Raw genomic sequence first — 20,354 nt, forward strand, 5'->3', positions numbered from 1 at the left:
AAAAATCTCCTGGGGCCGCCGGCGGGTGACTGCAGTCGGGCTGCGAGCCGCGGCCTTCGATGATCACACTCTACCCGTTGCGCCAGTGTGTCCCGGACGGCAAACGCCGGGGTTTGCCTGGGTCAATGCAACCAAAAGAAATGCCGCCTGGACTGCGGCGAGCTCCCAGGCGGCATGGCGGGACGTCGGCGCGTGCTCGCGAGCCGCGCCGCCGGGCTTACGCGACGGCCTTGAAGGCGTCGGCCATGATGGCGAGGCCTTCGTCGATCAGCGCGTCGCTGGCCGTCAGCGGCACCAGCACGCGCACGACGTTGGCGTACGAGCCGCACGACAGCAGGATCAGCCCGCGCCTGGCCGCTTCCGCGCACAGGCGCTTGGTCAGGTCGGCGTCCGGCTTGTGCACGTCGCCGTCCTTGAACAGCTCGATGGCCACCATCGCGCCCAGGCCGCGCACGTCGACGATCTCCTTGTGCGCGCCGGCCATCTTCTTCAGGCCGGCGACGAGGCGTGCGCCGATGGACTTCGAGCGCTCGAGCAGGTTCTCTTCCTCGAACACGTCCAGCACGGCCAGCGCCGCGGCGCAGGCCAGCGGCGAGCCGGCGTAGGTGCCGCCGAGGCCGCCGGGGCCGGGCGCGTCCATCAGCGAGGCCTTGCCGATGACGGCCGAGATCGGGAAGCCGCCGGCCATCGACTTGGCCATCGTGATCATGTCGGGCGCGACGCCCCACTGCTCGCAGGCCAGCCAGGTGCCGGTGCGGCCGGCGCCGGTCTGCACCTCGTCGGCGATGAAGACGATGCCGTGCCTGTCGCACAGCGCGCGCAGCGCCTGCGCGAACGACGGCGTGATCGCGTAGAAGCCGCCTTCGCCCTGCACCGGCTCGATGATGATGGCCGCGACGCGCTCGGCCTCGACGTCGTACTTGAACAGCGATTCGATCGACGCCAGCGCGTCGGCCTCCGACACGCCGTGCAGCGCGTTCGGGTACTTCGCGTGGTAGATCTCGGCCGGGAACGGGCCGAAGCCGGCCTTGTACGGCGCGACCTTGCCCGTCAGGCCCATGCCCAGCAGCGTGCGGCCGTGGAAGCCGCCGCCGAAGGCGATGATGGCCGAGCGCTTCGTCGCGGCGCGCGCGATCTTGACGGCGTTCTCGACGGCCTCGGCGCCGGTTGTCAGGAAGAACGCCTTCTTCTGGAAGTCGCCCGGGGCCTTGGCGATCAGGCGCTCGGCCAGGTCGATGTAGGGCTCGTAGGCCAGCACCTGGAAGCAGGTGTGGTGCACCTTGTCCAGCTGCGCCTTGACGGCCTCGACGATCTTCGGATGCCGATGGCCCGTGTTGAGCACGGCGATGCCGCCGGCGAAGTCGATGTAGCGCTTGCCTTCGACGTCCCACACTTCCGCGTTCTCGGCGCGATCGGCCACGATGTCGTAGGTCTGGCCCAGGCCCGTGGGCATGGCGGCGCGGCGGCGCGCCATCAGGGCGGCGTTGTTCAGGTGGGCTTCACGTTGCATGGAGGACTCCGGCGCAGGGCGCGCTTTGCTGAAGAAATGAGGTGCGGCAGGTGTCTCGACATTGCCAGACCGGGTGCATCGACTTTAGTTCCGGCCTACCGATACAGCCATGTACAGTTGCGGCGATTGGCTTGCGCACTGTGCAGGTCGTCGACCCGGTACAGATCGATGTTCACGCTGCAATCCGATTCCTCCACGCCGCTGGTCACGCAGATCGTCGACGGCCTGCGCCGGCTGATCGCCGACGGCAGCCTGCGCACCGGCGCGAAGATTCCGTCGATCCGCCAGTTCGCGAAGACGCACCAGGTCAGCGTGTTCACGGTGGTCGAGGCCTACGACCGGCTCGTCGCGCAGGGCTACCTCGTCTCGCGGCCGCACTCCGGCTTCTTCGTGCGGCGACGCGCGCCGGCCGAGGCCGCCGCCGTGCCGGGCCTGGCCTCGACCGCCAGCTTCGACGCCCAGTGGTACCTGCGCAGCATCTTCGAGAACCGGCACCTGGCCGTGAAGGCCGGCTGCGGCTGGCTGCCGCAGTCGTGGCTGTTCGAGGACGGCGTGCGCCGCAGCCTGCGCGGGCTGGCGGCCGAGAACGTCGAGCTCGACGGCTACGGCGACCCGCGCGGCCACCTGCCGCTGCGCGAGTTCATCCGCGACGCGATGGCCGAGCACGAGGTCTCGCTGCAGCCCGACCAGGTGCTGCTGACGCACGGCTCCAGCCACGCGCTCGACCTCGCCATCCGCCGCCTCGTGCGCGCGGGCGACGCCGTGCTGGTCGACGACCCCGGCTACTCCAACCTGCTGTTCGCGCTGCGCGTGGCCGGCGCGCGCCTGATCCCGGTGCCGCGCACGCCGCAGGGCTACGACCTCGCCGAGCTGGAGGAGGCCATCGTCACGCACCACCCGCGCGTGTTCTTCACGCAGCCGCGGCTGCAGAGCCCGACCGCGTCGACCGCCACCCTGGCGCAGCTGCACCGCGTGCTGCAGCTGGCCGACAAGCACGGCCTGACGATCGTCGAGAACGATCTCTACGTCGACCTCGATCCCGACCCGCGCCCGTCGCTCGCGAGCCTCGACCAGCTGGCGCGCGTGCTCTACGTCGGCAGCTACTCGAAGACGATCTCGCCCAACCTGCGCGTGGGCTACATCGCGGCGCACCCGGCGCTGATCGACGACCTCGCGCAGCTCAAGATGATCTCCGGGCTGACGTCGTCGGCGTTCAGCGAGCGCCTGATCCTGGGCGCGCTGACGGAAGGCCGCTGGCGCAAGCACCTCAAGAGCCTGCGCACGCGCCTGGCCGAGGCGCACGAGGCCTGCGGCCAGCGGCTCGCGTCGCTGGGCTTCGAGCTGTTCCACGAGCCCAAGGCCGGCATGTTCCTGTGGGCGCGCCATCCGCGGCTGCCCGACCCGGTGGCGCTGTCCAACCGCGCCGCGCAGCACGACATCATGCTGGGCCCGGGCAACCTGTTCTCGGCGACGCTGCAGCCGACCGACTGGATGCGCTTCAACGTCGCGTTCGCCGACGATGCGCGGCTGCACGCGTTCCTGCAGGCCGAGCTCGGCTAGGGCCTGCTGGCAGAATGCCCGCGACCCGAAGCCCTCGCGTCACGGCGCTTCACCCACCCCTCAGGATCGATCGAACATGGCCTTTCACATCGCGATGCCCCGACGCATGAGCGCGCAGGAGCTCGCCGCGGTCGACGCGAACGGCGACCGCCCCCGGATCGCGATGTCGATGATCGCGAAGGATCTCGGCGCGGTCGTCCATGCGCCGGGCGAGGGCGCGGTGTCGTTCGCGGACAAGCTGCGCGCGAAGCTGGCGGGGCCCGAGTCGATGTGGGCGATGGCGCGCGACATCGCGGCCCGGGCCGCGCCCGGCGACGTCGTGTTCTGCGGCTCCGAGGCCGGCGGCCTGCAGGTCGCCAAGGCCTGCGCGGACTCGCGCGCCAGGCCGCGGGTCGGCATCTTCGTGCACAACCTCGACCGGCCGCGCGGCCGCGTCGCGCTGAAGCTGTTCGGCATCCGCCGCCACGCCGGCCTGCTGATGGCCTGCTCCGAGCTGCAGACCACGTTCCTGCGCGACTACCTCGGCACCGACGACGCGCAGGTCAGGTTCGTCTGGGACCACACCGACAACGCGTTCTTCACGCCCGGCCCCGCGAGCCCGGACAAGCGGCGTCCGCTGATCGTCAGCGTCGGCCTCGAGCAGCGCGACTACCGCACGCTGGCCGCCGCCACCGCGGACATGGACGTCGACGTGAAGATCAGCGGCTTCTCCGAGGACGCCGCCGTGCTGCAGCAGACCTTCCCCGACGTGCTGCCGGACAACATGAGCCGCAAGTTCTACGCGTGGACGGACCTGGTGCAGCTCTATCGCGACGCCGACGTCGTCGTCGTCAGCGTGCGCGAGAACAAGTACGCGGCCGGCGTGCAGTCGCTGCTGGAGGGCATGGCCTGCGGCCGGCCGGTCGTCGCGACGGCGACGGCGGGCTTGAAAAGCTACCTGGACGAGGACGTCGTGGCGAGCTTCGCGCCCGGCGACGTGGCGGGCCTGCGCGCGGCCATCGAGCGCACGCTGGCCGATCGTCCCGCCGCGGAGGCTCGCGCCGCGCGCGGTCTGGCGCTTGCGACCCGGCGGCACGGCATCGACGACTACGTCGCCAGGATCGTCGGCGACCTGCGGGCGCTGCAACGGGCCTGACGCTCAGCCCAGCCGGGGCTGGATTCCGAAGACCAGCCCGAAGATCACCGCCAGCACGGTGATCGCCAGCCAGATGCGCGACAGCACCTCGGTGGCGCGCTTTTCCTTGAGCGTCGCGGCCAGCTGATCCTGCAGCGCCGCGACCTGCTGGCGCAGCGCGGGCATCTCCAGCTGCGCGCTGACGGCCTCGGCGATCTGCGGCGCGATCAGCTCGCTGGCCTTGTCGTTGTTCCAGGTCGTCTTCAGTTCGCGGATCGACCGCGCGTAGAAGGTGCCGCCGCCGCCGGAGGTCGGCTTGACGGTGAAGCCCGAGCGCGCGAAGAAGTTGTCGCGCACGGCCAGCGCGTCCTCCGACTGCACGTCCACCTGGTAGAGCGAGCCGGTGAGCACCGTCGCGTCGGGATGGCGCTCGGCGACCCATTCGACCAGCAGCGCGCGCAGCAGGCTCATGATGCCCATGTTGGGCGGATCGGCCACGATCTGCCCCTTGGGGCCCAGGCGCGCCGCGCTGAGGCGCCGGCCGTCGGGACCGGCCATCTCGAGCACGCGGAACTGCAGCGCGTTGGTGGCGCGGCCCGTGCCGGTGCGCTCGGCGTAGCGCTGCGTCTTGCCGTCTCGCGGGTCGAACTCGACGAGCCAGCTGAGCTGGACGCGATAGAGGTGCTCGACGCGGCTGTCGCTCTCGCCGCGCGCCGCGGACTCGAAGTACGTGACGGCCGCCACCCTCACGTGGCCCGACTTCATGCGCATGCGGAACACACGCGTGCGCCCGGGGCGCGCGGCGGTCTCCATCTCGTGCTGCGTGCTGATCCACGGCGCGACCGCGGGCGGTGCGTCGGCAGGGACTTCGGGCTCTGGCGGCTGGTCGGACATTGGCGGGCAGGTTGTCTGCGTCGATTGTGGAGCGCGTCGCGCCCGGGCAAGCGGAAAACCTGCCGCCATCGGTGACGTTGTACCGATTCCCGCCCGCAGCAGGCCGCACGACCCCCGCCTCTTATAATCGACGGCTCCGCGCGACCTCGTCGCACGCCCCATCGCCCGCCGGCCGTCGCCAGGCGCGGCCCCCAGAAAGTGCCGGAATGAAAGCCGCAGAAATCCGTTCGACCTTCCTGAAGTTCTTCGAATCGAAGGGCCACACCATCGTCGCGTCGTCGCCGGTGGTGCCGGGCGACGATCCGACCCTGCTGTTCACGAACGCCGGGATGAACCAGTTCAAGGACGTGTTCCTGGGCTTCGACAAGCGTGCGTACACCCGCGCCACCACCTCGCAGAAGTGCATCCGCGCCGGCGGCAAGCACAACGACCTCGACAACGTCGGCTACACCGCGCGCCACCACACGTTCTTCGAGATGCTGGGCAACTTCTCGTTCGGCGACTACTTCAAGAAGGACGCGATCAGCTACGCCTGGGAACTGCTGACGGTGCACTTCAAGCTGCCCAAGGACAAGCTGTGGGTGACGGTCTACGCCGAGGACGACGAGGCCTATGACATCTGGAACAAGACCGTGGGCGTGCCCGCCGAGCGCATCGTGCGCATCGGCGACAACAAGGGCGCGCGCTACGCGTCGGACAACTTCTGGATGATGGGGGACACCGGCCCCTGTGGCCCGTGCACCGAGATCTTCTACGACCACGGCCCCGGGATCGAAGGCGGCCCGCCGGGCTCGCCGGGCGAGGACGGCGACCGCTACATCGAGATCTGGAACAACGTCTTCATGCAGTTCAACCGCACCGAAGACGGCGTGATGCACAAGCTGCCCAAGCCCAGCGTCGACACCGGCATGGGCCTGGAGCGCCTGGCCGCGGTGCTGCAGCACGTGCACTCGAACTACGAGATCGACCTGTTCGTGACGCTGCTGGCCGCCGCGAAGAAGGCCGTCGACGACGCGACTCCGAACGGCGGCGACTGCGACAAGGACTCGCCGTCGCTCAAGGTCATCGCCGACCACATCCGCGCCTGCTCGTTCACCGTCGTCGACGGCGTGATCCCGGGCAACGCGGGCCGCGGCTACGTGCTGCGCCGCATCGCGCGCCGCGCGATCCGCCACGGCTACAAGCTCGGCGCGCGCACCCCGTTCTTCCACAAGCTGGTGGCCGCGCTGGTCGCCGAGATGGGCGAGGCCTATCCCGAGCTGCGCGCCGCGCAGGCGCGCGTCACCGAGGTGCTGCAGCAGGAAGAGGAACGCTTCTTCAAGACCATCGCCACCGGCATGGAGCTACTCGAGTCGGCGCTGGCCGGCGGCGCGAAGCAGATCGACGGCGAGACGGCGTTCAAGCTGCACGACACCTTCGGCTTCCCGGTCGACCTGACCGCCGACGTCTGCCGCGAGCGCGGCCTGACGGTCGACGAGGCCGGCTTCAACCGCCTGCTCGACGAGCAGAAGGAACGCGGCCGCCAGGCGGGCAAGTTCAAGATGGCGCAGGGCCTGGCCTGGAGCGGCGTGCCCACGCAGTTCCACGGCTACGAGCACCTCGTGGTCGAGAGCGTCAAGGTCGTCGGCGTGTACGTCGACGGCAGCCCGGTGAACTCGGCGACGGCTGGCGACGACGCCGTCGTCGTCCTCGACCAGACGCCGTTCTACGCCGAGAGCGGCGGCCAGGTGGGCGACACCGGCGAGCTGCGCAACGGCACCACGCGCATGCTGGTGGAGGACACGATCAAGATCCAGGCCGACGTGTTCGGCCATCATGGCCGCATCGTCGAGGGCACCGTCAACGTCGGCGACTCGTTCGTCGCCAAGGTCGACGTCGAGCGCCGCGCCAAGACCGTGCGCAACCACAGCGCCACCCACCTGATGCACAAGGCGCTGCGCGAGGTGCTGGGCGCGCACGTGCAGCAGAAGGGCTCGCTGGTCAACGCCGATCGCACCCGCTTCGACTTCGCGCACACCGGCCCGCTGACGCCGGAGCAGATCCGCAAGGTCGAGGAGATCGTCAACGCCGAAGTGCTGGCCAACGCCGCGGCCAACGCCACCGTGATGGCCATCGACGACGCGCAGAAGTCGGGCGCGATGATGCTGTTCGGCGAGAAGTACGGCGACGAGGTTCGCGTGCTGACCATCGGCTCCAGCAAGGAGCTGTGCGGCGGCACGCACGTCGAGCGCACGGGCGACATCGGCGTGTTCAAGGTCGTGGCCGAGAGCGGCGTGGCCGCGGGCATCCGCCGCATCGAGGCGGTGACCGGTGACAACGCGCTGGCCTACCTGCAGTCGCTGGAGGACACCGTCGACAAGGTCGGTGCGACGCTGAAGGCGCAACCCGACGAGATCCCGGCGCGCCTCGGCGCAGTGCTCGATCACGTCAAGGCGCTGGAAAAGGAAATCGAGAAGCTCAAGGGCAAGCTGGCGTCGGCGCAAGGCGACGAGCTGATCGCGCAGGCCGTGGACGTCAAGGGCCTGAAGGTGCTTGCCGCCAAGCTCGATGGCGCCGATGCCAAGACGCTGCGCGACACGATGGACAAGCTCAAGGACAAGCTCAAGACCGCGGCCATCGTGCTGGCGGCCGTCGACGGCGACAAGGTGCAGATCGCGGCCGGCGTCACCGCCGACTCGATCGGCCGCGTCAAGGCCGGCGAGCTGGTCAACTTCGTCGCGCAGCAGGTCGGCGGCAAGGGCGGCGGCAAGCCCGACATGGCCATGGCCGGCGGCACCGACGCGTCCAAGCTCGCGGGCGCGCTCGCCAGCGTGCAGGGCTGGGTCGCGGAACGCGCGTAGTCCGGATGCGCGCCGCCTGCCTGCTGCCGGCCGTCGTCCTGGCCCTGGTGGCCACGTCGCCGCTCGCGGCCGAGACCTCCGCGGCGCCGATGTTGTCGGCGTCCGACCAGGCCGCCATCCGCGACCTGGAGGCCAGGTCCTGGGTCGCGTGGAAGAGCCACGACTCGGCGTTCTTCGAGCAGTTCCTGTCGGACGACCACGTCGAGATCCACGGCGACGGCGTCGCCGGCAAGGCGGCGGTGGTGGACGGGGTGCGCAGTCCCGCGTGCGTCGTGCGGTCGTACGCGCTCGGGCCGCTCACGCTGGTGGCGGTGTCGGCGAACGCCGTCCTCGTGACCTATCGCGCCGAGCAGGACACGACCTGCGGCACGCAGAAGGTACCGAGCCCGGTGTGGGCCAGCTCGCTGTACGCAAAGCGGGGCGGGCGCTGGGTCAACGTGCTGTACCAGCACACGCCGAGCGCGCGTCCCTGAATCGTTGCGCGGATTTCTTGACGGCTTGCGCATCCGTCGGCAGACTGCACTCATGACCTCGACCCGCGCCTCGTCCCACATCGCCTCGTGCGCCGCCCGGCGCGCGCGCGTGAACATGCGCGCGCTAGCCATCGTCATCGCCAAAACCGCGTCGACGATGCACACCGTCGTCATGCCGCTGCGAAGTCCGGGCCTGGGCCGCTCGTAACTTCGAACACCGCGATTTCTCTGCAAAAGGCCCGCCACCCGCGGGCCTTTTGCTTTCTGCAGCCGCCGACCCAGGCACCCCCACGAGGAGATGTTCATGAGCCGACACCATGCCCCCGACGATTTCGACGCCCCCACGGGCGTGACGGTGCGCCGCACCCGCGTCTCCGACGCCGCGGCCTACGCGCGCATGATGGACCACCCCGACGTCTTTCCCAACCTGCTGCAGATGCCGCATGCGAGCGAGGAGCACTGGGCGGCGCGCCTGGCCGAGAGCACTGCCCTCGCGTCGGCACACGTGCAGATCGTCGCCGAGGCCGACGGCGCCGTCGTCGGCGCGGCCGGCCTGCATCCGATCGGCGCGTCGCCGCGCAAGCGTCACTCGATGATCCTGGGCATCAACGTCGATGCCGCCTGGCAGGGCCGCGGCGTCGGCAAGCTGCTGATGCACTCGCTGTGCGACTACGCGGACAACTGGCTGGGCCTGCTGCGCATCGAGCTGGACGTCTTCGCCGACAACCGGCGCGCGCAGGCGCTGTACGAGCGCTTCGGCTTCGTGCGCGAGGGCGTGCGGCGTTGCGAGGCGCTGCGCGACGGCGTCTACGTCGACGGCTGGCTGATGGCGCGCCTCAACCCCTCGCCGTTGCGCGGCTTCCCGCGCGACTGAGCCGCATCGTGCGAGGCCGGCATGAGAAAATGCCGGCCTCCCTTTCGATTGCGCCCGATGACCACGCCGTTCACCAACCTCGTCCACTATCCGACCAACACCGACGCCGAGCTGGATCGCCTGCAGCAGCTGTGCGAGCAGTTGGCCGGCTTCGACGAGCGCGTGTCGCTCGAGTGGCTGGACGGCGCGATGACGGCGCTGGCCGCCGGCCCGCGCGCCAGGCCGCTGGTCGAGTGGCGCGACGCGCTGCTGGGCGACGCCTGGAGCCGCGCGTTCGCCGATCCGCAGGCCGACCGCGAGGCCACCGCGGTGCTGACGTCACGCTGGAACGTGCTGCTCAAGCAGCTCGACCCGGAACTGCTGATGGACGCCGTCGACGAGCTGCGCCTCGCGCCCGTCATGCTGGAGTGGACGGACGAAGACAAGGCGCGACTCGTCGAGGAAGGCACGATCGAGGCGGGCTCGGAGGACGAGGAGATCCCGCAGAACGGCGAGATCTGGGCGCACGGCTTCATGGACGTCGTGCAGCAGTTCAGCGAGGACTGGCCCGCGCCCGAGGAAGAGACCGAGATGGCCGAGGCCTTCGACGAATGCCTCGCGCGCATCGCGCTGCTGACGCTGCACGACCCCGAGGAGTTCGCCAAGGAGCGCGAGGCGATGTACCCGGGCGAGAAGATGGAGCGCGACGACCTGATCCAGGAAGCGCTCTACGCCGCGCAGGACCTGCGCTGCTACTGGGTGCAGAACGCGCCGAAGCCGCAGACGCGCGTCGTCGGCGACGTCCCCGGGCGCAACGACCCATGCCATTGCGGTTCGGGCAAGAAGTTCAAGAAGTGCCACGGCGCCTGATCTCCGCGATCCTGCGCTCGACGCGCCGTCACGCTACATTGCGCCCATGAGCCAACCTCAAGACCTCGCCGGCAAGCACATCGTGCTGGGCCTGTCCGGCGGCATCGCCTGCTACAAGGCGGCCGATCTCGTGCGCGTGCTGGGCAAGGCCGGCGCCACCGTGCAGGTCGTGATGACCGCCGGCGCCGAACAGTTCATCACGCCGGTGACGTTGCAGGCGCTCAGCGGCCGGCCCGTCTACACCAGCCAGTGGGACGCGCGCCCCGACAACAACATGGCGCACATCAACCTGTCGCGCGAGGCCGACGCGATCCTCGTCGCGCCGGCGAGCGCCGAGTTCATGGCCAAGCTGGTGCACGGCCGCGCCGACGACCTGCTGTCGCTGATGTGCCTGGCGCGTCCGATGGATCGCGTGCCGCTGCTCGTGGCGCCGGCGATGAACCGCGAGATGTGGGCGCATCCGGCCACGCAGCGCAACGTCGCCCAGCTGCGCGAGGACGGCACGACGCTGCTGGGCCCCGACGTCGGCGAGCAGGCCTGCCTCGAGTTCGGCGAAGGCCGCATGCTGGAGGCCGTCGACCTGCGCGACGAGCTGGTCGCGTTCTTCCAGCCCAAGATCCTGCGCGGCAAGCGCATTCTCGTCACCGCCGGCCCGACCTTCGAGGCCATCGACCCGGTGCGCGGCATCACGAACCATTCGAGCGGCAAGATGGGCTTCGCGATCGCGCGCGCGGCGCAGGAGGCCGGCGCCGAGGTCACGCTGATCGCCGGCCCGGTGCACCTGCCGACGCCGCGCGGCGTCGCGCGCATCGACGTCGAGAGTGCGCGCCAGATGCACGCCGCCGTGATGCCGCTGGCGCGCGACAGCGACGTCTTCGTCGCCACCGCGGCCGTCGCCGACTGGCGTCCGGCGCAGATGAACGAGCACAAGATCAAGAAGGACGGCAAGAAGGTGGCGCCCACCTTCGAGCTGACCGAGAACGAGGACATCCTCGCCGACGTCGCGCGCCTGTCGCCGCGGCCCTACTGCGTCGGCTTCGCCGCCGAGAGCGAGAACCTGCTCAAGCACGCGCGCGACAAGCTGCAGCGCAAGAACGTGCCGCTGATCGTCGGCAACCTCGGCCCGGCCACGTTCGGCCGCGACGACAACGCGCTGGTGCTGGTCGACGCCGACGGCGACCGTGCGCTGCCGCAGGCCGACAAGCTGACGCTGGCGCGCCAGCTCGTTCAAGAGATCGCCAGGCGCATCGCTGCCTGATTCCTTTCCTTTTCTCCCGCTTTCATGACCACCATCGATCTCAAGGTCCTCGACGCCCGCATGGCCGACACGCTGCCGGCCTACGCCACGCCGGGCAGCGCCGGCCTCGACCTGCGCGCCTGCCTGGACGCACCCGTGCTCCTCGCCCCCGGCCAGACCGCGCTGATCCCCACGGGTCTCGCGATCCACATCGGCGACGCCGGCCTCGCCGCGATGATCCTGCCGCGCTCCGGGCTGGGCCACAAGCACGGCGTCGTGCTGGGCAACCTCGTCGGCCTGATCGACTCCGACTACCAGGGCCAGCTGATGGTCAGCTGCTGGAACCGCGGCCAGGCCGAGTTCACGATCAACCCGATGGAGCGCATCGCGCAGATGGTGATCGTGCCGGTGGTGCAGGCGGCGTTCCGCGTCGTCGAGGACTTCGACGCGTCGCATCGGGGCGAGGGCGGGTTCGGGTCGACCGGCAAGCATTGAGCCCCACGTCGCTGGCGCGCCCTGCCCCCGAGGGGCCGGCCGCGAGCGGCCCGGCAGAGCCGGATCCGCTGCTCGCTGGACCTTCCCTTGAGACGAACGAGCGGCAGCGCGGCGCGTGCGTCGCTCAATGCAACTGCGACTTGTCCTTCGGCGGCAGCACCTGCAGCAGTCCCGCCGCATCGTCCTGCACGCTCCTGGCCTCGATCTCCTCGGCCGTCGCCGCGCGCACGCCGCGCACGGTGATGTGCATGCGCAGCGCCATGCCGGCGAGCGGATGGTTGCCATCCAGCACGACGTGCTCGGGGTAGATCTCGGTCACGGTGTAGACGGTGTCCTCGGGCATGTCGGGCGTGGCCGCGCCGTCAGGCAGGCCCTCGAACTGCATGCCCACCTCCACGCCATCGGGGAAGAGCTTGCGATCCTCGAAGCAGACGAGGTCGGAACGGTACTCGCCGAACGCGTGCTCGGGTTCGATCTGCAGTTGCACGTCGTGGCCGGCGGCTTGGCCGTCCAGGGCCTCTTCGACCTTGGGCAGCAGGTCGTCGCCGCCGAAGAAGAAATCGGTGGGTTCGGCGAGCTCGTCGATGGGCGCGTTCTGGGCGTCCGACAGCGTCCAGGTCAGCGTGACGACGCAAGGGGCGGTGATGTTCATCGCCGAATTTTACGTGGGCGGCGATGACCTCGTGGCGGCGCGCCGCGCGAGCAGGGACAATGCCACGATGAACCTCCGTGAACCCCTTGCGCTGCTCGGCGGCCTGTCGCCCGCGGCCTTCATGCGCGATGTCTGGCAGAAGCGCCCGCTGCTGATCCGCAACGCGCTGCCCCTCGTCGCGGAGAGCGGGGCGCCGTTGGCGCCCGTCACGCCGGCGCAGCTGTTCGAGCTGGCGTCGCGCGACGATGTCGAGTCGCGCGTCGTGATCCAGGACGCCGCGCCAGCGAAGACGAAGACGCGCTCGAAGGCGCCGTCGGCCGAGGCCTGGCAACTGAAGCACGGCCCGTTCGCGCGCCGCGCGCTGCCACCGATGTCGCAGCGTGGCTGGACGATGCTGGTGCAGGGCGTCGACCTGCACGTGCAGGCCGCGCACGACCTGCTGCAACGCTTCCGCTTCGTCGCCGACGCCCGCGTCGACGACCTGATGGTGTCGTACGCGAGCCCGGGCGGCGGCGTCGGCGCGCACGTCGATTCGTACGACGTGTTCCTGCTGCAGGTGCATGGCCATCGGCGCTGGCGCGTCGGGCCGGTGGACGATCCGGCCATCGTCGAGGGCCTGCCGGTGCGCATCCTCGAACACTTCGAGCCGACCGACGAGTGGGTGCTGGGCCCGGGCGACATGCTCTACGTGCCGCCGCGCTGGGGCCACGACGGCGTCGCCGAGGACGAGTGCATGACCTGCTCGATCGGCTTTCGCACGCCGATGGGCACCGAGCTCGCGCGCGAGCTGCTGCAGCGCGTGCTCGACGACGTCGAGGCCGATCCCGACGAGCCGCACTTCCGCGACCCGCCGCGCAGCGCCACCGAGACGCCCGCGCGCATGCCCGAGGCGCTCGACAGGTTCGCGCGCAAGGCCGTCGACCGGCTGCTGAAGGATCCGGCGCAACTGGCGCGCGCACTCGGCGAGGTGATGACCGAGCCCAAGCCCGAGGTCTGGTTCGACACGGGCCTGGAGCGCGGCGTCGGCGCCGGCTTGCGGCTCGATCGACGCACGCGCATGATGTACGACGATCGGCACGTCTTCATCAACGGCGAGTCGTTCAACGCGGCCGGCCGCGACGCGCGCCTGATGCGCGAGCTGGCCGATGCACGCCGACTGACGGCCCCGCAGTGCGAGCGGCTCTCCGCCGACGCGCAGGCCGTCGTCGCCGACTGGGTGGCGCAGGGATGGGCACATGACGATTGACGACGCGGCGGGCCGCCCGCCTTCGATGGACGATCACGCCGGCCTGCCCGGCGCGAAGCCGGCCGCCGGCGGCCGGGCTTTCGAGGGGCCGGTGGAATTCGCGCAGGCCTTGCGCGACACGATCGCCGGCGCGAGCGAACGCGGCACGCGGCGGCTGTGCTGGTGCGACGAGGACTTCGCCGCCTGGCCTATCGGCGAGCCCGACGTGCTCTCGCAACTGACGCACTGGGCACGCGCGGGTGGCCGCGAATTGGTCGTGATCGCGCGCGACTATTCGGTCATCGAGCGCCGCCATCCGCGCTTCGCCGCGTGGCGGCGCGACTGGGCCCACGTGATCCAGTGCCTGGTGCCGGACGAGACCCGCACGGAGGCGTTGCCGACGCTGTGGATCGACACCGCCGACCAGGCGCTCCGGGTGTTCGACCGCGAGCATCTGCGCGGCCGTGTCGGCTTCGACCGCGTCGATCGCCAGCAGGCGCGAGAGGACTTTGATGCGATTTTGCAACGGGCCGGACCCGGTTTTGCGGCGGTGACACTGGGACTCTGAAAAGGTTCCGTATGGATGGGTATAATGGCGGGCTAGGCACAGGAAATGCTCGAGCTTGCCTGCTGTCTTTTGCTCGGATACTTGCCGTGAGGGCGGGTATCTGGATTACCGGTATTGGTTCGAACCCAAAATTTTTCTTCGAGGAAATTCATGAACAAGTCGCTCCTGTTGGCCTCCCTGGTCGCCGTCGCTGCCCTGACCGCTTGCAACAAGCCCGCCGACACCACGCCGGCCGCTGCTGACGCCGCCTCGTCCGCCGCTTCGTCCGCTACCGTTGCCGCCTCGGCTGCCGACGCGTCGGCTTCCGCCGCGATGTCGTCCGCTTCGTCGGCCGCTGACGCCGCTTCCGCTGCCGCCACCGGCTCGATGGCTGCTGCCTCGTCGGCCGCGACCGCCGCGATGTCCGCCGCTCCGGCCGCCAGCAAGTAATTTCCTGATCTGCGCTCCCTCGAGCGCAGCGTCTCGAGATTTGAAAGCCGCCCTCGGGCGGCTTTTTTGCGTCGGTTTGCTGAACGCAAGTTGAATCCACCGCCAGGAGGACGCACGCAGGTTCCGCAACTGTCAAGGGATGATGAGGGGGATTGACGTCGGCGCGTCCCTGCCTTCGTCCTGAGTGGACGAAAAAAAGCCGCCCGGAGGCGGCTTCTCTTGCAGGCGCGCGGCCTTACTTCAGCTCGTCGACCAGCAAGGCCACGATGCGCTGGGCGTTCGCGCCGTTGTCCGGCTGACCCTGGTCGTTCAGCACCGTGACGGTGGCCGTGTCGCCGGGCGCCTTGATCGAGATGCGGTACTTGCCGACCGCCGACGTGTTGGTGGCGCCGAACCAGGACGTGATCTTCGAGAAGAAGCCGGGCTCCTCGCGGGCGGCTTCCTTCGCGTCGACGTAGCGCACGTAGTACAGGCCCTGGGCGCGATCGCGGTCTTCCACCGTGAAGCCGCCGTGATCCAGCGCGAGGCCGATGCGACGCCACGAGCGGTCGAAGTTGTCCTCGACCTCCATCGTCGCGCCGGGCTGGCCGGTGACGATGCGCGCGCGGGCCGCGCCGTTCGGGCCGGTGCCGCCGGCGGTCGGACGCGTCGTGGCCGCGCTCGGGATCGGACGCGAGTTCGCCGCAGTGTCGTCGTCGTCACCGAAGTGGAACCAGCTGTGCTTGGGCGGGGCGACGCTGACCGGCGTGATGTTGGCCAGGTTGAGCATCATCTGGCTGAGCTGGATCGCCTCGAGGCCCGGATCCGACGCGCGCGGCACCCATTGCACGTCGGCCGTCTGCACGCTGTTGGTGGTGCCGGCGACATGTTCGACGGTGCCGAAGTGCGTGACGTAGATGTTGGTGCCGCCATCGTCGCGGCGCTCCAGGCGGGTGCGGTAGCGATCGCGCAAGCCGGAGTCCGACAGGTTGTCGAACATGTTCGACAAGAGGTTGCGGATGCCTTCGTCCGGCAGCTTGTTGCGGCTTTCCTTCCAGTCGGTCTCGAGCAGGCCCGTCTTGGCCTCGTCGACCGTCAGCGTGAAGCCTTGCGAGAGCCAGTAGCCGCGCACCCGCGGCAACACGTTCTCGGGGGCGTCGGCGGTGGTCAGCCAGCGCTGGTCGCCGTTGTGTTCGAGGTGCAGGTTGCCCGCGGCGGACAGTGCCACTTCGGGGGTGGCCGGGGCGGGCGCCACGCCCGCTTGCACCGGGGCCGCGGCGACGCCGGAGGCGGCATCGGCCGGCTTGTTCAGGTCGGAGGCCGTGACCACGCCACCTTGCGGGAGGTAGCGCGAATCCTTCTGCAACTGCGTCAGGTCGGGCGGCACCTCCAGCGGCTGGGTGCGCTTGGACGCGCCCTTGTAGTTGGTCTCGCCGTGGGAGAACCAGTCTCCGACGACCGTGCATCCGCCAAGCATGAAGCACAGCGTCACGGTGGCAACGCGCAGGGGCGTGGGATGGAGCAGGCGCGTCGGGGAATGGGTGGTCATGTGCATCAGGTTCGAGGTCAGGCCGGAAGTGTCCGGGCCGGGGATTGTCGCAGAGGTCGCGGACGGGCTTGCGCGGCCTGGTTTGCCGGCGCTCGCGCGGCGCCGGCGGGCATGCGGACGACGGCGGTCAGGCGATGCCGCATTCGGCCAGCGCCGCGTCGACGATGGCCTTGCCGGCCTCCGTCATCTCGACGAGCGGCAGGCGCAGCGTAGGACGGCAACGGCCCAGCCGGGACAGTGCCCACTTGGACGGCGCCGGGCTGGGTTCGCAGAACAGCTGCTTGTGCAGCGGCAGCAGCTTCAGGTGCAGCTCGCTCGCGCGGCGCGCATCGCCGGCCAGCGCCGCGTCGCACAGCTCGTGCATCAGGCGCGGCGCCACGTTGGCCGTGACGCTGATGTTGCCGTGGCCGCCCAGCAGCATCAGCGCGACGGCCGTGCTGTCGTCGCCGGAATAGACGGAGAACGACTTGGGCAGCGCGCGCAGCAGCCAGCCCGCGCGCTCGATGCTGCCGGTGGCCTCCTTGATGCCGACGATGCCCGGCACCTGCGCCAGGCGCACGACGGTGTCGTGCTGCATGTCGGCGACGGTCCGGCCGGGGACGTTGTACAGCACCATCGGGATGTCGACCGTCTCGGCGATCTTCGCGAAGTGGCGGTAGATGCCTTCCTGCGAAGGCTTGTTGTAGTACGGCACGACTTGCAGCGTGCAGGTGGCGCCCACCTTCTTGGCGTGGCGGGACAGCTCGATCGCCTCCTGCGTGGAGTTGGCCCCGGCGCCGGCCATGACGGGAATGCGCCCGGCGGCATGCTCGACGCAGACGCGGATGACCTCGCCGTGCTCCTCGACGCTGACCGTGGCCGACTCGCCCGTGGTGCCGACGGCCACGATGCAGTCGGTGCCCTCGGCAACGTGCCAGTCGACCAATGCGCGCAGCGTGTCGTAATCGACGCTGCCGTCTTCGTGCATCGGGGTGACGAGCGCCACGATGCTGCCGACAATTCTTTCCATTCGCGTTCCTCGGGGAGATTTCCGGAGCCGGGCGCGCGCGGGCCCGGCAATCGCTCGATTTTAGCCCGGCGGCGCCAGAAGGTCTGCGTGTCCGGGCGGCCCTTTGCCACGGCGCGCGACGATGCGTTGCACCTCACGTTCGGGGACGTCGCCGCGGGCCGGCAGCCGACCTTCCTCGAAGGCGATCACCTGCCACGTTTCAGAGGTAAGCAGGCCTGCCGCGTCAGGCGATTCGCGCTCGCGCAGAACCTCGATCAGCTCGCCCGGCCGCAACAGGAATTCGGGTCGGCGCGGCCGTCCGAGCGCGGCATGCGCCTGTGCAAAGGTTTCGTAAATCAGCAACCCGCCAGGCGCCACGGCTGCCTTGAGCGCCGGAAAGAGGGCGCGCCAGAGATAGTTGGTGACGACGACGGCATCGAAGGTCTGCTCCGGCAGCGGCCACGGATTGGCCTCGAGGTCGGCCGTGATCGTGGTGGCCAGGCCGGCCAGTGGGGCGAGCAGCGGCGGCTCGCGGTCGACCGCGGTGACGCGGTGTCCGGCGCCGGCCAGCCAGTGCACGTGGCGGCCGTGGCCGCAGGCGACGTCCAGCACGCGGGCGCCGGCGGGCAGCAGGGGCGTCCAGCGCACGACCCAGTCCGAGGGCGCGGCGGCGGCGTGGGCGGGGTTCGATGGGCATTCCATGGCCTCACTCTACGGCCTCCGGCGAATGTCGCCCGTGTAAAAGACTGGGTTTATGTACAGAAAATACACGCGGGGTGTTCTGACTTCGCTCCTAGAATCTCGCCATGGCCACGAAACCGGGCGCCGCTGGCGCCAAATCCAAGCAAGCCGGCGAGTACGCCGAAGGTTCCATCCGCGTCCTGAAGGGCCTGGAGCCCGTCAAGCAGCGACCGGGCATGTACACGCGCACCGACAACCCACTGCACATCGTGCAGGAGGTGATCGACAACGCCGCGGACGAGGCGCTGGCCGGTCATGGCAAGCGCATCGCCGTCACGCAGCACGCCGACGGCTCGGTCACGGTCGACGACGACGGCCGCGGCATCCCGTTCGGCCTGCATCCCGAGGAGCAGGTGCCGGTCGTCGAGATCGTCTTCACGCGCCTGCACGCCGGCGGCAAGTTCGACAAGGGCAGTGGCGGTGCCTACAGCTTCTCGGGTGGCCTGCACGGCGTGGGCGTCAGCGTCACCAATGCGCTCGCGAAGAAGCTCGAGGTCTCGGTGTTCCGCGATGGCCAGTTCGCCTCGCTGACGTTCTCGGGCGGCGACGTCACGGTGCCGCTGGAGGTGCGCAAGCTCGCATCCGGCGAGCGCCGCCACGGCACGCGGGTGACGGTCTGGCCCGACGCGCGCTATTTCGAAAGCGCGGAGCTGCCGCGCGGCGAGCTCGTGCACCTGCTGCGCAGCAAGGCCGTGCTGATGCCGGGCGTGACGGTCTCGCTCACGGTGGAGAAGGCCGGCAAGGAACCCGAGGTGCTCACGTGGACCTACCAGGGCGGCCTGCGCGACTACCTGCAGCAGACGCTCACGGCCGAGCCGGTCGTGCCGCTGTTCGAGGGCGAGCGCTTCGCGGGCGCCAACGAGTCCGAGAACTTCGCCGAGGGCGAGGGCGCCACGTGGTGCGTCGCGTTCACGGACGACGGCGCCGCGGTGCGCGAGAGCTACGTCAACCTGATCCCGACCGTGGCCGGCGGCACGCACGAGTCCGGCCTGAAGGATGGCTTGTTCACCGCGGTCAAGAGCTTCATCGAACTGCACGGCCTGATGCCCAAGGGCGTCAAGCTGATGCCCGAGGACGTGTTCTCGCGTGCCAGCTTCGTGCTGTCGGCCAAGGTGCTCGATCCGCAGTTCCAGGGCCAGATCAAGGAGCGCCTCAACAGCCGCGATGCGCTGCGTCTGGTGTCGGCGTACACCAAGCCCGCGCTCGAACTCTGGCTGCATCAGCATGTCGAGTACGGCCGCAAGCTCGCGGAGCTGGTGATCCGCCAGGCGCAGGCGCGCCAGAAGGCCGGCCAGAAGGTGGAAAAGCGCAAGGGCTCCGGCGTGGCCGTGCTGCCCGGCAAGCTCACCGATTGCGAGAGCCGCGATCTCACGCTCAACGAGGTGTTCCTGGTCGAGGGCGACTCGGCCGGCGGCTCGGCCAAGATGGGTCGGGACAAGGAGACCCAGGCCATCCTGCCCTTGCGCGGCAAGGTGCTCAACACCTGGGAGGTCGAACGCGACCGCCTGTTCGCCAACAACGAGATCCACGACATCGCCGTGGCGATCGGCGTCGATCCGCACGGGCCGAACGACACGCCCGACTTCTCCGGGCTGCGCTACGGCAAGGTCTGCATCCTGTCAGACGCCGACGTCGACGGCTCGCACATCCAAGTGCTGCTGCTGACGCTGTTCTTCCGCCACTTCCCGCAACTGGTCGCGCGTGGCCACGTGTTCGTCGCCAAGCCGCCGCTGTTTCGCATCGACGCGCCCGCGCGCGGGCGCAAGCCGGCCGCCAAGATCTACGCCCTCGACGAAGGCGAGCGCGACGCCACGCTCGACAAGCTGCGCAAGGAAGGCGCCCGCGAGGATTCGTGGAAGATCGGCCGCTTCAAGGGACTGGGCGAGATGAACGCCGACCAGCTGTGGGAGACCACGCTGAACCCCGAGACGCGACGGCTGCTGCGCGTCGAGTTGGGCCAGCTCGACCTCGTGCAGACCGAGGGCTCGTTCACGCGCCTGATGGGCAAGGGCGAGGCGCATGCGCGGCGCGAACTGATGGAGTTGCGCGGGGACGCGGTCGAGATCGATATTTGAGTCGTCGGTCCGACGGCTCGGGGCGGTTCGCGACGGCGTCAGCGCCGCCGCGAATCCCACGGCCATCGCCCCAGTCATGCGCTCGCGTCATGCGGGATGATGCTTGCAACGGAAGCACTGGATTCGACGACTTGATGCGGCTGCTGGCGCCGCTGCGGGCCGCGGGGCCTGAGTCAGATACCGCCGTCGAGCTTGACGACGCAAACGCGCGGAGAATTCGCGCCTGGATCGCTGCGGGAAACCTGCGGGCTCGCGGCAGCAATCGCGCGCTGATCGATCGTCGGTATCGCGACGTCGTGCGA

The 20,354-nt window shown here is 69.7% G+C and carries 19 protein-coding genes; 12 read left to right on the top strand and 7 right to left on the bottom strand.

Annotated features, from left to right (window positions below; translation table 11 throughout):
• Positions 1–217: 217 nt before the first annotated feature.
• A complete protein-coding gene (gene gabT / locus LPC04_RS13210; protein WP_275682711.1) occupies positions 218–1,510 on the bottom strand; it encodes a 4-aminobutyrate--2-oxoglutarate transaminase in 1,293 nt (430 codons plus the stop codon).
• Between the two features lie 168 nt (positions 1,511–1,678).
• Between gabT and LPC04_RS13215 the strand changes: the two genes are divergently transcribed.
• Together LPC04_RS13215 and LPC04_RS13220 are read left to right on the top strand one after the other, a co-directional pair.
• Complete coding sequence (locus LPC04_RS13215) at positions 1,679–3,070, top strand: aminotransferase-like domain-containing protein (protein ID WP_275682712.1); 1,392 nt, start codon at positions 1,679–1,681, stop codon at positions 3,068–3,070.
• A 76-nt stretch (positions 3,071–3,146) separates the two neighbouring features.
• Positions 3,147–4,205, top strand: a complete 1,059-nt coding sequence (locus LPC04_RS13220; protein ID WP_275682713.1) for a glycosyltransferase — start codon at positions 3,147–3,149, stop codon at positions 4,203–4,205.
• Positions 4,206–4,208: 3 nt separating this feature from the next.
• On the opposite strand, the gene LPC04_RS13225 is transcribed toward LPC04_RS13220, so the two are convergent.
• A complete protein-coding gene (locus LPC04_RS13225) occupies positions 4,209–5,078 on the bottom strand; it encodes a hypothetical protein (protein WP_275682714.1) in 870 nt (289 codons plus the stop codon).
• Between the two features lie 206 nt (positions 5,079–5,284).
• On the opposite strand from LPC04_RS13225, the gene alaS reads away from it, so the two are divergent.
• The 7 genes from alaS (at position 5,285) to dut (ending at position 11,846) form a co-directional block, all read left to right on the top strand.
• Entirely contained in the window at positions 5,285–7,918 is a 2,634-nt protein-coding gene (alaS, locus tag LPC04_RS13230; RefSeq protein WP_275682715.1) for an alanine--tRNA ligase, read from the top strand.
• Between the two features lie 5 nt (positions 7,919–7,923).
• On the top strand, positions 7,924–8,391 hold the full coding sequence (locus tag LPC04_RS13235) for a nuclear transport factor 2 family protein (protein WP_275682716.1): 468 nt from the start codon (positions 7,924–7,926) through the stop codon (positions 8,389–8,391).
• A gap of 52 nt (positions 8,392–8,443) precedes the next feature.
• The gene (locus tag LPC04_RS13240) at positions 8,444–8,599 is read left to right on the top strand and encodes a hypothetical protein (protein WP_275682717.1); all 156 of its coding nucleotides are present in this window, start codon (positions 8,444–8,446) and stop codon (positions 8,597–8,599) included.
• A gap of 96 nt (positions 8,600–8,695) precedes the next feature.
• Positions 8,696–9,265 carry a GNAT family N-acetyltransferase gene (locus LPC04_RS13245; RefSeq protein WP_275682718.1) on the top strand — a complete coding sequence of 190 codons (570 nt, stop codon included), beginning with the start codon at positions 8,696–8,698 and terminating at the stop codon, positions 9,263–9,265.
• A gap of 57 nt (positions 9,266–9,322) precedes the next feature.
• Positions 9,323–10,114, top strand: a complete 792-nt coding sequence (locus LPC04_RS13250) for a UPF0149 family protein (RefSeq protein WP_275682719.1) — start codon at positions 9,323–9,325, stop codon at positions 10,112–10,114.
• Between the two features lie 46 nt (positions 10,115–10,160).
• Positions 10,161–11,372, top strand: a complete 1,212-nt coding sequence (coaBC, locus tag LPC04_RS13255) for a bifunctional phosphopantothenoylcysteine decarboxylase/phosphopantothenate--cysteine ligase CoaBC (RefSeq protein WP_275682720.1) — start codon at positions 10,161–10,163, stop codon at positions 11,370–11,372.
• Positions 11,373–11,396: 24 nt separating this feature from the next.
• The gene (dut, locus tag LPC04_RS13260) at positions 11,397–11,846 is read left to right on the top strand and encodes a dUTP diphosphatase (RefSeq protein WP_275682721.1); all 450 of its coding nucleotides are present in this window, start codon (positions 11,397–11,399) and stop codon (positions 11,844–11,846) included.
• 124 nt (positions 11,847–11,970) lie between these two features.
• Here dut and LPC04_RS13265 read toward each other — a convergent pair whose 3' ends face one another.
• Entirely contained in the window at positions 11,971–12,498 is a 528-nt protein-coding gene (locus tag LPC04_RS13265) for an FKBP-type peptidyl-prolyl cis-trans isomerase (RefSeq protein ID WP_275682722.1), read from the bottom strand.
• Positions 12,499–12,565: 67 nt separating this feature from the next.
• On the opposite strand from LPC04_RS13265, the gene LPC04_RS13270 reads away from it, so the two are divergent.
• Together LPC04_RS13270 and LPC04_RS13275 are read left to right on the top strand one after the other, a co-directional pair.
• Positions 12,566–13,744, top strand: coding sequence for a JmjC domain-containing protein (locus LPC04_RS13270; RefSeq protein ID WP_275682723.1), 1,179 nt, complete (start codon positions 12,566–12,568; stop codon positions 13,742–13,744).
• Complete coding sequence (locus LPC04_RS13275; RefSeq protein ID WP_275682724.1) at positions 13,734–14,291, top strand: hypothetical protein; 558 nt, start codon at positions 13,734–13,736, stop codon at positions 14,289–14,291. The genes LPC04_RS13270 and LPC04_RS13275 overlap by 11 nt, the downstream gene beginning before the upstream one ends.
• Positions 14,292–14,323: 32 nt before the next feature.
• Here LPC04_RS13275 and LPC04_RS13280 read toward each other — a convergent pair whose 3' ends face one another.
• The 4 genes from LPC04_RS13280 to LPC04_RS13295 form a co-directional block, all read right to left on the bottom strand.
• The gene (locus tag LPC04_RS13280; RefSeq protein ID WP_275682725.1) at positions 14,324–14,809 is read right to left on the bottom strand and encodes a hypothetical protein; all 486 of its coding nucleotides are present in this window, start codon (positions 14,807–14,809) and stop codon (positions 14,324–14,326) included.
• Between the two features lie 146 nt (positions 14,810–14,955).
• Positions 14,956–16,248 (bottom strand): outer membrane protein assembly factor BamC, encoded by a 1,293-nt coding sequence (gene bamC, locus LPC04_RS13285; RefSeq protein WP_275682726.1) that lies wholly within the window; start codon positions 16,246–16,248, stop codon positions 14,956–14,958.
• Between the two features lie 127 nt (positions 16,249–16,375).
• On the bottom strand, positions 16,376–17,257 hold the full coding sequence (dapA, locus tag LPC04_RS13290; RefSeq protein ID WP_275682727.1) for a 4-hydroxy-tetrahydrodipicolinate synthase: 882 nt from the start codon (positions 17,255–17,257) through the stop codon (positions 16,376–16,378).
• A 60-nt stretch (positions 17,258–17,317) separates the two neighbouring features.
• On the bottom strand, positions 17,318–17,938 hold the full coding sequence (locus tag LPC04_RS13295; protein WP_275682728.1) for a class I SAM-dependent methyltransferase: 621 nt from the start codon (positions 17,936–17,938) through the stop codon (positions 17,318–17,320).
• Positions 17,939–18,042: 104 nt separating this feature from the next.
• On the opposite strand from LPC04_RS13295, the gene LPC04_RS13300 reads away from it, so the two are divergent.
• Complete coding sequence (locus tag LPC04_RS13300) at positions 18,043–20,052, top strand: DNA topoisomerase IV subunit B (protein ID WP_275682729.1); 2,010 nt, start codon at positions 18,043–18,045, stop codon at positions 20,050–20,052.
• Positions 20,053–20,354 lie beyond the last annotated feature (302 nt).

Origin of the sequence: Scleromatobacter humisilvae (assembly GCF_023231945.1) — a bacterium.
GTDB lineage: Bacteria > Pseudomonadota > Gammaproteobacteria > Burkholderiales > Burkholderiaceae_C > Scleromatobacter > Scleromatobacter humisilvae.

What these genes read in the sequence shown, in the direction of transcription:
- bamC (WP_275682726.1), bottom strand. Translation starts at nt 16,248, where the DNA reads ATGACCACCCATTCCCCGACGCGCCTGCTCCATCCCACGCCCCTGCGC.
- LPC04_RS13220 (WP_275682713.1), top strand. Translation starts at nt 3,147, where the DNA reads ATGGCCTTTCACATCGCGATGCCCCGACGCATGAGCGCGCAGGAGCTC.
- coaBC (WP_275682720.1), top strand. Translation starts at nt 10,161, where the DNA reads ATGAGCCAACCTCAAGACCTCGCCGGCAAGCACATCGTGCTGGGCCTG.
- LPC04_RS13295 (WP_275682728.1), bottom strand. Translation starts at nt 17,938, where the DNA reads ATGGAATGCCCATCGAACCCCGCCCACGCCGCCGCCGCGCCCTCGGAC.
- LPC04_RS13235 (WP_275682716.1), top strand. Translation starts at nt 7,924, where the DNA reads ATGCGCGCCGCCTGCCTGCTGCCGGCCGTCGTCCTGGCCCTGGTGGCC.
- LPC04_RS13250 (WP_275682719.1), top strand. Translation starts at nt 9,323, where the DNA reads ATGACCACGCCGTTCACCAACCTCGTCCACTATCCGACCAACACCGAC.
- LPC04_RS13215 (WP_275682712.1), top strand. Translation starts at nt 1,679, where the DNA reads ATGTTCACGCTGCAATCCGATTCCTCCACGCCGCTGGTCACGCAGATC.
- alaS (WP_275682715.1), top strand. Translation starts at nt 5,285, where the DNA reads ATGAAAGCCGCAGAAATCCGTTCGACCTTCCTGAAGTTCTTCGAATCG.
- LPC04_RS13225 (WP_275682714.1), bottom strand. Translation starts at nt 5,078, where the DNA reads ATGTCCGACCAGCCGCCAGAGCCCGAAGTCCCTGCCGACGCACCGCCC.
- LPC04_RS13240 (WP_275682717.1), top strand. Translation starts at nt 8,444, where the DNA reads ATGACCTCGACCCGCGCCTCGTCCCACATCGCCTCGTGCGCCGCCCGG.
- LPC04_RS13265 (WP_275682722.1), bottom strand. Translation starts at nt 12,498, where the DNA reads ATGAACATCACCGCCCCTTGCGTCGTCACGCTGACCTGGACGCTGTCG.
- dapA (WP_275682727.1), bottom strand. Translation starts at nt 17,257, where the DNA reads ATGGAAAGAATTGTCGGCAGCATCGTGGCGCTCGTCACCCCGATGCAC.
- dut (WP_275682721.1), top strand. Translation starts at nt 11,397, where the DNA reads ATGACCACCATCGATCTCAAGGTCCTCGACGCCCGCATGGCCGACACG.
- LPC04_RS13270 (WP_275682723.1), top strand. Translation starts at nt 12,566, where the DNA reads ATGAACCTCCGTGAACCCCTTGCGCTGCTCGGCGGCCTGTCGCCCGCG.
- LPC04_RS13245 (WP_275682718.1), top strand. Translation starts at nt 8,696, where the DNA reads ATGAGCCGACACCATGCCCCCGACGATTTCGACGCCCCCACGGGCGTG.
- LPC04_RS13300 (WP_275682729.1), top strand. Translation starts at nt 18,043, where the DNA reads ATGGCCACGAAACCGGGCGCCGCTGGCGCCAAATCCAAGCAAGCCGGC.
- LPC04_RS13275 (WP_275682724.1), top strand. Translation starts at nt 13,734, where the DNA reads ATGACGATTGACGACGCGGCGGGCCGCCCGCCTTCGATGGACGATCAC.
- gabT (WP_275682711.1), bottom strand. Translation starts at nt 1,510, where the DNA reads ATGCAACGTGAAGCCCACCTGAACAACGCCGCCCTGATGGCGCGCCGC.